Origin of the sequence: Bacillus sp. FJAT-29814, assembly GCF_001510715.1 — a bacterium.
In the GTDB taxonomy this organism is placed as follows: domain Bacteria; phylum Bacillota; class Bacilli; order Bacillales; family Cytobacillaceae; genus Neobacillus.
In genome coordinates this window covers 1-10412 of sequence record NZ_LMTJ01000003.1, presented here as the reverse complement: position 1 = coordinate 10412, position 10412 = coordinate 1, and the positions used below count along the sequence as shown (strand labels likewise).

Here is a 10412-nt window from a genome sequence, read left to right as displayed (position 1 = left end):
GGCATGCATATTTTTAGTATAGCATGAGATATTTTAAATTTTTATTGAAAAATATTGACAAACTATTAGCTGGTTTACTTCAGTAAGAAAAAGCCATTCTCCTTCTTGAAGAATAGCCGCGTTCGTTTAAGTACAATCCTTCACAATCTAATTTATTAATTTCATAACAAATGAATAAGCCATTGGGGGTTTTTCCGTTTGCTTTTAATGCCATTGTATTACCTTCCTGCATATTCTTCTCCTAACTAGCTATATTTGGTTTAATTCATTAGGTTTCTTCCTATTGACAAGTTTTTATTGGTAACCTAACTTCAACCGTAGTACCTTCATTTTCTTTACTTTTTACTTTTATTGACCCGTTATGTTCCCGAACAATTCTAAAACATATCATTAAACCTAAACCAGTACCTTTTTCTTTATTACTATAGAACGGCTCACCTAATTTCTGAACTCGCTCCTCACTTATCCCAGTTCCATTATCGATTATTTTTATTAGGACATTTTTTCCTTCAATACTGCCTTGGATTTCTACAAACCCATTTTTAGGAATTGCTTCAATGCTATTTTTAATTATATTAATAAAAACTTGTTTTATTTGGTTTGTATCACACATAATCTGAGGAAGATTTTGTTTATACTCTTGGAAAATTTCTACCCTTTTCAAATTTGCTTCTGGTTTTAATAATGTCTCAACTTCTTTAAGTATAGTTTTAATATTAACCTTTTTTAATTGAATTTCTTTTGGTTTGGCAAGATTAATAAATTCTTCAAGAATTTCCTCAACTTGTTTAAACTCTTTGGAAATTACTTCGAAAAATTCTTTCTTCATGATTCCTTTCTCCAAAAGTTGAATGAATCCTTTTATTGAAGTTATAGGGTTTCTGACTTCATGTGCAACACCTGCAGCAAGTTGACCCACAACTGCTAATTTCTCTGATTTTGAGAGTTGTTCTTCCATTTCCCTTTTTTCCGTAATGTCTCTTCCCACTACTATAAAATGTTCTGGAGCGCCATTCTCTCCAAGGACTGGGGTACCTAGTCCTTCAATTAATAACGATTTCCCATCAACGTTCACAAAACGAGCTTCCATCCTTAATGGATTCATAGTGTTTAATACTTTTTCAAATCCCATCATTACGCTTTGCTTGTCATCAGGATGTATTAAATCAAACGATCTTTTACCTATATATGATTTTAATGGGTTACCCATTACATTTCCAAGGGAAGGTGATGCATACTGTATCGTTCCATTTATATCTAATAACATTATTATGTCCGTCATGTTTTCAGAAATCAGCCGATATTTAGCCTCGCTTTCTTGTAAAGCTTTCTCCGCTTTTTTACGTTTCGTTATATCTATACATGAACCTATGACTTGTACTACTTCTCCAGCTTTTTTAATAGGACGTAAAGTTGTAAGATAATTAATTCCATTTAGCTCTTCCTCATAAGTAACAAATTCCTCTCCTTCCCACGCCTTCTTATAGTAGACAGTTTTATCGAGGGCAGTTCTATAAGGAAGAAAATCAGCTAATTCTTTTCCTATCACTTGAGAAGGAATCATTCCAAGTCTGTATAATAATTCCCCGTCACATTGTGTATGAATAAATCGTTCATTAATTTTCTTATACTTAAATATCATCCCTTGCTGCAAACGAATCGTATCGTGTAACTCTCTTTGGGCTGATTCCAATAATTCTTTCAATAACAATTGTTGGTTTATATCTTTAGGGATTCCATGTTCTTCAACTATTTTTTCTATTTCAAACCGTTTTTCTTGTAATTGGGACGCTGTTAAGGGCTTATTTAAAAAATTTCCTTGTCCTTCATCACATAAATGTTGTTGTAGAAAAACTAGTTGTTCTTTTGTTTCTATTCCTTCAGCTACTACAATCAAATTCAAATTATGAGCCATTGAGATAATGGTTTTAACTATGGTTTCATCATTTGGGTTGTTTCGAAGTTCTTTAACGAAAGACTGGTCCATTTTTAATGTATCAACAGGAATGTTTTTTAAGTAACTTAATGAACTGAAACCTGTACCAAAATCATCGATACTAACATGGACTCCAATCTTTTTAAGCTGTTGTAATATTGAAATTGTACGGTCAATATCAACTGTCATACTTTCAGTAATCTCAATTTCTAAAAAGTGTGGTTCTAATCCTGTTTTTTGAAGAATGGATTCAATGGTATCAATAATATTAGTCTGATTAAATTGAATAGCTGATAAATTGACGGAAACAACTGTTGAAAAACCTTGTTGCTGCCAAGTTTTATTTTGTTTACACGCAGCATTCAAAACCCATTCTCCAATAGGTAAAATTAATCCTGTCTCTTCAGCAATAGGTATAAATGTTTCTGGCGATACCATTCCCCATTCTGGATGGTCCCAACGAATTAATGCCTCGACACCCACAATTTTCCCCGTATTTAAATTGATTTTAGGTTGATAGTGAAGTAGTAACTGATTATTTTCTATCGCCTTGTGGAGCTCTAACTCTAATTTTAAAGTGGCTATTCTTCCTTCATTCTCATGAAAGGCGTAGAACTTATATTTATTTCTACCCTCTTTTTTTGCCAGATACATTGAATTTTCCGAATATTTTATTAATATTTCTTCGCTTTGCCCATCCTTAGGAAACTGGCTAACCCCAACGCAGATTGAAATTTTTATGTCAAACCCATTTACACAAAATGGACTTGAAAATGATTCAATTATTCGTTCAATCACAGATGAAATTTCATTATCATTAAGGTTTTCCAACGTTAGAAGAAATTCATCACCAGAGTAACGAGCTATGAAACCATATTGAATTATTATTTCCTTAATTTGTCTGGAGATTTGTTTTAATACCAAATCACCTACTCCATGACCATATGTATCATTTACATTTTTAAAATTATTAATATCAATAAATAAAACAGCAAATGAGCCATCAATAGATTGTGATTTTAACTTGCGTTTTAAGTATTTATTAAAGTAAAAACGGTTCGGTATTTCTGTTATAACGTCGTAATTAGCTAGAAAATTAATATTTTGAAACTCTTTCTTCTTTTCTGTAATATCTCTAAAAAGTACAGACAAGCCTTCCCTAGAAGGAAATGCCCTTATTTCATACCATCTATTATTAAAAAACTCTTCAAATTCTACAGGTACTTGTTCCGACAATGCCCTTTTATATCGTGATACAAATTTACGCAAGTCACTGTGTGGTAATACATCATGAATATATTGCCCAATTGCATTTTCTCGTTTAATTTGTAAAAGTTTTTCTGTAACATTATTTATATATTCAAATTTTAATTCATTATTTAACGAATAAAATCCATCGGATACTCGCTCCAAAATATCTTTAGTATTAGTTATAGCACTCAATGGTGATCTCCTTTCGTTAGGACCTAAAAAAGGAACTAAATTATTCACCAATATATTATACAGTTATTTCCACCGCAACGACAAATTTAATATAATACATCGATATTCATAAAACACCTTGAGCTTTCATCCATTATTAATCCCTTTTTGAATAGAGTACCTAGCATCATGGTATTTTTCGCTCTACAACTCCCTCAGTTTAATACGATTTTCTCCCGAATACTCGCTTATTCGCAGGATTTCATATCCCTTTAAATAGGTTTAACGGTAATAAGAGATGATTTCAGATCATTGTGGCTTCGTGAAGGCATAGTTAAATAAAGGAGTGAAACTCTACTCCATATTTTACCATATAATGTACATGCTCCACGCCGCCCCTGGAGGCTTTCCCTCCCATGTCTCAACGGGTCATTCGCCCTATCATTCCTTCGTCATGCCTATTCCAAGGGTGGAGGCCAGTAATGCTAAACTGATGGGTCTGTGCCCTTATGTTGAAGAAATCTGGTACTCCGTACATATTTGAAATCCTACGAATAAGCCAAAATTCGGAAAACACACGTTTTCTATACTATAGTTACCATCGTAACGAGGACAAATAATCTTCGATTCTTAAGTGATTAGGCAGCCAGCGGTAATAACGGTTGAACTTTATCAGGACAATAGGTTTCATTACGTCGAGAAATTCCAACAAAAATCCTCGCTAACTTGCCTACCAACTTCATTATTGATTTCATTTTCTTCATTTTCTTCACATTAACATTATGATTGTGTAATGCTTTAAATTCTTGGTTGTTCGCCACCAGGCTCATAGTCGCTAGGAAGAGAAATCGCCGTAGTCTTGACCTTCCACGCTTTGAAATGACAATTTGTCCTTTCCACTTACCTGAACTTGCTTCGGCTAAGTGTAATCCTGCATGGCGAAGTAGAGAATTACCATGAGAAAAGTTGCTTAAATCTCCAGCCTCACCTAATATGCCAGCTAAAGAAATTCCACTTATTCCCTTTATGGTAAGTAACTGCTTGGCGAATGGGATTTTGTTTAATACATCTATTACTTGTTTTTCAACTCTTTCGAGTTGCGTTACAGCTAAATCATATTCCTCTAATAGTTGCTCAAGGTGAAATTTATATGCATCAAGTGCTTGTCTTGTACCAATGGATTTCCTAGCTACTTCGAGGAGTAAAGTAGCCTTTTTTAGTCCAGGCTGCCTCTTCATAATTGATTTCCAACCTGCAATAACATCGTGAGGCTGCAGTTTCTCTAATTCCACTGGGGATGGGAATAAACGAAGGGTTGCGATTGCCCCTTTAGATTTAATCTCTTTAAATACCTGCCGTAGTTCTGGAAAGACAATATCTACCCAACGATTTAATTGATTAATAGAACTAACGAGGCGTTTTACTACTACATCACGGTTTGACATAAGGACTCTAAGTTTTTCGAATGATTCTGATGTGTACCTAACTTCAGAATAGTAACCGTTCTTCACCATATCAGCGATAACTAAAGCATCCTTTTTATCACTTTTTGATTGGGTATTATCACGATTTTCTTTATTTCTTTTTACTAGATGTGGGTTTACTGTTACCACCTCAATATTCTGTTTAAAAAGCCATTTTGAAAGATTGATCCAGTAGTGTCCTGTTGGCTCCATCCCAACTATAGCTTCATCAAGGTTCTTTAATCTTTGAAGATTCTTAATCCATTGTAGTAAGCTAGCAAAGCCCTCTTCATTATTGTTAAATGTCAGTGGATCTCCAACCATAATTCCACGGAAATTTACAGCTCGAGCAACATGAAATTGTTGAGCAATATCCACACCGATAATAAGATGTTTAACGGAAATTCTTTCTTTTAGTTGATTTTGTTTGTTTTGCATTTTAAACTTCATTGTAGGGTTCCTCCTAAAGTTGTGAGTTAGATTGGTCTCTATACTCATATCTTACTGAGGAGCCCTATTTTTTTCAAAGTCGAAAAATAACGACCTACAGGAATGCTAAACTGTCCCGTTAACTCAAAAAGGCTGCCGCAGCAACGAGGTCTTAAAGTAAAGCACCCGTTCAAGAAGCAATTATTCAACATTTAACACAAGTGTTGCAAATGCAAATGAATTATTATCTATTTCACAGCGAATCAATAAACAATGAATCAATTTTCCTTGTACAGCGAAGTCTTAATAACTTTCAAAATCATACCCTTCTTCGAATGTAAATTCTGTTTTCCCTTCTTTATTGGAAGTTACACTTATTGGAACAACATCGTAATCTGAAATAATATTACCTTTCTCATCTACGATATAATCATATATCTCATATTGCCCTGTTTCGAAATTTAAAGGTTCGATTTGAATAAATTCTCCATAAGCAATAGTTGGTAAATCAATAAATCTCTTGCCTATCATAAAATCCTTTAATCGCTTTTCTATTTCTTCTTTCTCCTTATTATATAGGTCTCCATAATAGATAGGACTTAATTCAACAGCATTAGAGGAAATTTTTATCGCAGGTTCTTCCGTACGAGTTTGACAAGCCGTAAGAAGTATAGTGGCTATTACTGTAATCATTACAAACATCAATCTCAAAGTATTATTCTTCATATTAAAAACTATCCCTTCCTAAATCGAATAAATTCCAGTCCACTTTATGCTAACATAAAACACCCACAAAAAATTTAGAATTCTTGTTCAACTAACCTGCCCCTTCAATACCACGTTTCCAATTCTATAATCAGGGCAATAATTCCTCTAATTAAACCGAAAAGGAGGAAATAATTTGTTATTATCAAAAGCCTGGGAGTTATATGAATCGGACAAAAGGATTGAAGGATTCTCTCCCCAGACGTTAAATGCATATAGGCTCAAATCAAAGCTGCTGATTCAACACTTTAATGATGTGGATATTGAGTCATTGTCTACTGATCAACTGAAAGGATACTTAGCAAAATCAAGTGAACACCTAGAACCATCAAGTTTGGCTCATCGAATTCGATTTAAAAAATCATTTTTTAGTTGGTCACACGAAGAAGGGTATTTACCCAAAAACCCAGCAGCAAAAATAAAAGAACCTAAACAAGGGAAACGGATTCCAAAATTTCTAACGGAGAGAGAAATTGAACATTTGAGGGAAGCCTGTTGTAATCCAATGGAAAAGGCATTGTTTGAATTTATGTTTTCAACTGGTTGTATAATAGGAGAAATTGTTTCTCTTGATAAAAATTGTATCAATTGGTCTAATCGTTCTGCCATAGTTCTTGGAAAGGTGATAAAGAAAGGGAGGTCTACTTTAAATACGGCGTGAAATCTGGCTAAAGCGATACTTAGACCTTCGCCAGGATAAGGATCCCGCTATATTTGTTACTGAACGGCACCCTCATAGAATGAGTATTGGACAGATGAGGTACATTATAAAACGAATATCAAGTCGGGCTGGGATCAACAAAGAAATTCATCCACACCAACTTCGCCACAGCTATGCTACACACTTATTGAACAACGGAGCTCCCATTGATGTTATTCAAAGTTTGTTTGGACACGAAAAAAGCGAGACAACTAGAATTTATGCTCAGTTAAGTGGAAGCATTAGAATAGAATTTTACAAGAAATATTTTTAAAAGGGGATGGCAGAAGGCAACGGACACTCCGCTGCCTTTTCACTATTGCACCCGTTTCTTTAAGTAGATTTCTTCACAATCTTTTTGAACGAACCAAAATAACAATGTGTTCTTAGAACGTCGTCCCACGTTATGCTTGAGATGTAATTTTGTTTATACCTTTTCTTACTCTCTTTTCTCATTGAGAATTTTGCTGAATTATTCCGTTTATTTACTGACTTCTCTACTATCCTGAGTGTATTTTAATACAAAATAAAGAATCTGTAATGACACAAAATACACTGCTGCAGAATACCAAGGATTCCATTTACCATAATGTAATACCTCAATTTTCACAGTATATAACTCAAGCAAAACAAGGATTCCTGTCCAACTCAGGGCATATATTAATTTTCTAATTGTAGTAGATTTATTCGGAAAGTAATTAACAATAATATATAATACTCCTACCTGCCCTAAGGCAACAATTAAATACGCCCAATCAACCTCCTTTTTATCAAAATACCAATAAAGATGGTATTTAAGATCAAGATATAAATCCGAAACAAAATTCATCATTAAAGCAAACAAAATGGTCGCAAACACTTCATGCCTCGTTTTTCTCCTTTTTATACTAAAAGCTACTATTAGGACAATGATGACTGTTAGAAAAAATAGCATAATGACAGCAAACACCCTCTTTTTTGATTGTTATTGTTTCTCTTTAAGGTGTTTTTTATCCTTTATCATAACAAACTGACTTAAACACTTTTTCGTTTCTGACCTTTTAAACTATTCTGTACCGTTAGAATTCCTGTAGATAGCTAATTATCAACTTTGAAAAAAATTAGGTCCCCCAGTAAGATATGAGTATAGACACCACTCTAACTCAAAACCTTAAGGAGGAACCCTAATATGAAGTTTAAGATGCAAGACAAACAAAATCAACTAATTGAGAGAATTTCAGATAAACACCTTGTTGTTGGTGTGGATATTGCCCAAGAATTACACGTAGCTAGAGCTGTAAATTTCCGTGGAATAATCGTCGGTGATCCTCTTACATTTGAAAATAACGAAGAGGGCTTTGCTAGATTACTACAATGGATTAACCAGTTAAAAACCTTAAAGGGATTTGCTTTTACAATAATCGGCATGGAACCTACAGGACATTACTGGGTTAATCTATCAAAATGGCTATATGACCAAGATATTGAGGCCGTAACTGTTAACCCACACCTCGTAAAAAAGAACAAGGAAAACCGTGATAATAGCCGTTCGAAAAGTGATAAAAAAGATGCTCTTGTTATCGCTGATATGGTCAAGAATGGTTACTATTCCTTTATTCGTCCCTCTTCAGAGGCCTTTGAAAAACTAAGAGTTTTAATGTCTAACCGTGACATGACGGTTAAACGACTTGTCAGTGCGGTCAATCAAATCAACCGTTGGGTCGATATTGTTTTCCCAGAACTTCGGCAGGTATTCAAAGATGTTAAAGGCAAAGGGGCAATGGCAACTCTACGATTATTCCCTACACCACTTGAACTACATTCAATGAAAGCAACAGATATCGTTGTAGGTTGGAAAAAACAAATGAAGAGACAACCTGGGTTAAGAAAAGCACAATTATTAATTGACTTAGCTATGCATTCAATCGGAACTCGACAAGCACTTGATGCTTATAAACTACACCTGGAACAATTGATTGAAGAGTTTGATTTAGCAACCACTCAACTCGAGCGAGTTGAAATGGAAGTCACTGAAGTCCTTAAACGAATACCTTTCGCAAAAAAGTTACTTGCAATTAAAGGGATTAGCGAAATTGCCCTTGCAGGCATTCTAGGAGAATCAGGAGATCTAAGTGGATTTGCACACGGCAATTCATTATTGCGTCATGCTGGGCTGCACCTTGCAGAGGCTAGTTCAGGTAAATGGAAAGGTCAAATTGTCCTCTCAAAACGTGGAAGATCTCGTTTACGGCGCTTCTTGTATCTAGCGACTATGAGTCTTGTCATGAACAACCCTGATTTTAAAGAGCTACACGCTAATAATGTTAAAGTTAAAAAGATGAAGAAAATGAAATCAATTATGAAACTAATTCATAAACTCGCAAGAGTTCTGGTAGGAATGGCCAGAAAGAATGATTCTTATCGTCCTGAGAAGGTACAACCTATAATGTCAATAGCTGCCTAATATTGTATTGATAATAAAATAAGTTCTTTAAGTTTAATGCCTTTCGAATATTGGCTTATTCGTAGGATTTCAAAGAAAGTACGAGTACCGGATTTATTGTGCAAAAGGGCTCAGACCCATTCCGTTAGAAAGACCGGCCTCTACCACTTGGATAGGTGTAACGAAGGAATGAAGAGGGCATTGACCCGTTGAGACATGGGAGTGAAAACCTCCAGGGGTAGCGTGGAGAATACGTACATTATATGGAAATTATTGGAGATATCACTACCTCCTTTATTTAAGTACGCCTTCATGTGCCAAAATGATCTAAACTCATTCAATCAATCCCCTACTATTCTTTCAAGTGATTTGAAATCCTGCGAATAAGTGAGTATTCGAGAGATAATCGTATCTAACTGAGGGAGCACAATAAGAAAGGCCACATTGAATAGCAGCCGGATCTATAACTCTAGCACCCGTTGATGAAACAATTACAAACTATCTGGCAAGTGATGTTTATACATTTCTAATGCATTAGTATTTTCTTCTAAAACAGCAACAATTTTAGGATGAGGCTTAGCATAGATAACTGGATAATCCTTTTCATCAAGTTCTTCATTAATGGCAAAAGCTAATTTTTCTTCTTCAATTGAAAATTGGGCATCAATTCCCTCTTTATTTCCTCGAGCATCAACCCTTATCCATTTATTAAGCGATATTAGGAAGATAGCATTTAAAGCGTGAATACAATACCCTTTTTCTGGAGTATCAAATAACATTAATCTTTGATAACAAAAACCTGTTGGTATTCCCTGTGACCGCAATAAAGACGCTAATAGGTGTGATTTTGCATAACAAATTCCCTCTTTAAAGTCTAATACTTCCGAAGCATTACAAGTAACTCGCTTCGATTGTATATCCCAAGAATGAGAAATTTCATCACGAACAAATTCATAAGCTATTCTTGCTTTTTCGAGTTCTGTTTGAGATGGATTAAAAAGTTCATCTGCTTTCTTTTTAATAATTGGATTAGAATAATTAACTTCGGTTAATTCAAGTAAGTAGTTATCTAGTTTATCTGACTCACAAAACAAAAGCATAAACCCTTCTTCCCTCATCGGAATGTATAAATATTTATATATAAACATTATTATACACGTTTTATTAGTTGGATTAAAGGATTTATTATTCTGCTAGTCGAGTAGAAGGGAGCCTTTCTACCTTACGGTAAATTGTACTCCTCCCCCCTCACAGAACCGTGCTTGCGCTATTAAC

General features: G+C 34.6%; 7 protein-coding genes and 1 pseudogene. 2 read left to right on the top strand and 6 right to left on the bottom strand.

Features of this window, described 5'->3' with window-relative positions; all coding sequences use genetic code 11:
* Positions 1 to 79 precede the first annotated feature (79 nt).
* The 4 genes from AR334_RS29865 to AR334_RS07935 all read right to left on the bottom strand — a co-directional run bounded on the left by AR334_RS29865 (position 80) and on the right by AR334_RS07935 (position 5976).
* The gene (locus AR334_RS29865; protein WP_172799182.1) at positions 80 to 232 is read right to left on the bottom strand and encodes a hypothetical protein; all 153 of its coding nucleotides are present in this window, start codon (positions 230 to 232) and stop codon (positions 80 to 82) included.
* 48 nt (positions 233 to 280) lie between these two features.
* Complete coding sequence (locus AR334_RS07945; RefSeq protein WP_066307765.1) at positions 281 to 3379, bottom strand: EAL domain-containing protein; 3099 nt, start codon at positions 3377 to 3379, stop codon at positions 281 to 283.
* A gap of 617 nt (positions 3380 to 3996) precedes the next feature.
* Positions 3997 to 5271 (bottom strand): IS110 family transposase, encoded by a 1275-nt coding sequence (locus AR334_RS07940; RefSeq protein ID WP_066307761.1) that lies wholly within the window; start codon positions 5269 to 5271, stop codon positions 3997 to 3999.
* 282 nt (positions 5272 to 5553) lie between these two features.
* The gene (locus AR334_RS07935; RefSeq protein ID WP_066307759.1) at positions 5554 to 5976 is read right to left on the bottom strand and encodes a hypothetical protein; all 423 of its coding nucleotides are present in this window, start codon (positions 5974 to 5976) and stop codon (positions 5554 to 5556) included.
* 175 nt (positions 5977 to 6151) lie between these two features.
* Between AR334_RS07935 and AR334_RS07930 the strand changes: the two are divergent.
* Positions 6152 to 6989: pseudogene (locus AR334_RS07930) on the top strand (tyrosine-type recombinase/integrase).
* Positions 6990 to 7196: 207 nt separating this feature from the next.
* Here AR334_RS07930 and AR334_RS07925 read toward each other — a convergent pair.
* Positions 7197 to 7649, bottom strand: coding sequence for a CBO0543 family protein (locus AR334_RS07925; RefSeq protein ID WP_301337160.1), 453 nt, complete (start codon positions 7647 to 7649; stop codon positions 7197 to 7199).
* Between the two features lie 234 nt (positions 7650 to 7883).
* Here AR334_RS07925 and AR334_RS07920 point away from each other — a divergent pair, with 234 nt between their 5' ends.
* A complete protein-coding gene (locus tag AR334_RS07920) occupies positions 7884 to 9158 on the top strand; it encodes an IS110 family transposase (protein ID WP_066307750.1) in 1275 nt (424 codons plus the stop codon).
* Between the two features lie 470 nt (positions 9159 to 9628).
* On the opposite strand, the gene AR334_RS07915 is transcribed toward AR334_RS07920, so the two are convergent.
* On the bottom strand, positions 9629 to 10237 hold the full coding sequence (locus AR334_RS07915; protein WP_066307749.1) for a transglutaminase family protein: 609 nt from the start codon (positions 10235 to 10237) through the stop codon (positions 9629 to 9631).
* Positions 10238 to 10412: the final 175 nt, after the last annotated feature.

Excerpts from the sequence above, each read along its gene's own strand:
- AR334_RS29865 (WP_172799182.1), bottom strand. The coding sequence starts at position 232 with ATGCAGGAAGGTAATACAATGGCATTAAAAGCAAACGGAAAAACCCCC.
- AR334_RS07940 (WP_066307761.1), bottom strand. The coding sequence starts at position 5,271 with ATGAAGTTTAAAATGCAAAACAAACAAAATCAACTAAAAGAAAGAATT.
- AR334_RS07935 (WP_066307759.1), bottom strand. The coding sequence starts at position 5,976 with ATGAAGAATAATACTTTGAGATTGATGTTTGTAATGATTACAGTAATA.
- AR334_RS07925 (WP_301337160.1), bottom strand. The coding sequence starts at position 7,649 with ATGCTATTTTTTCTAACAGTCATCATTGTCCTAATAGTAGCTTTTAGT.
- AR334_RS07920 (WP_066307750.1), top strand. The coding sequence starts at position 7,884 with ATGAAGTTTAAGATGCAAGACAAACAAAATCAACTAATTGAGAGAATT.
- AR334_RS07915 (WP_066307749.1), bottom strand. The coding sequence starts at position 10,237 with ATGCTTTTGTTTTGTGAGTCAGATAAACTAGATAACTACTTACTTGAA.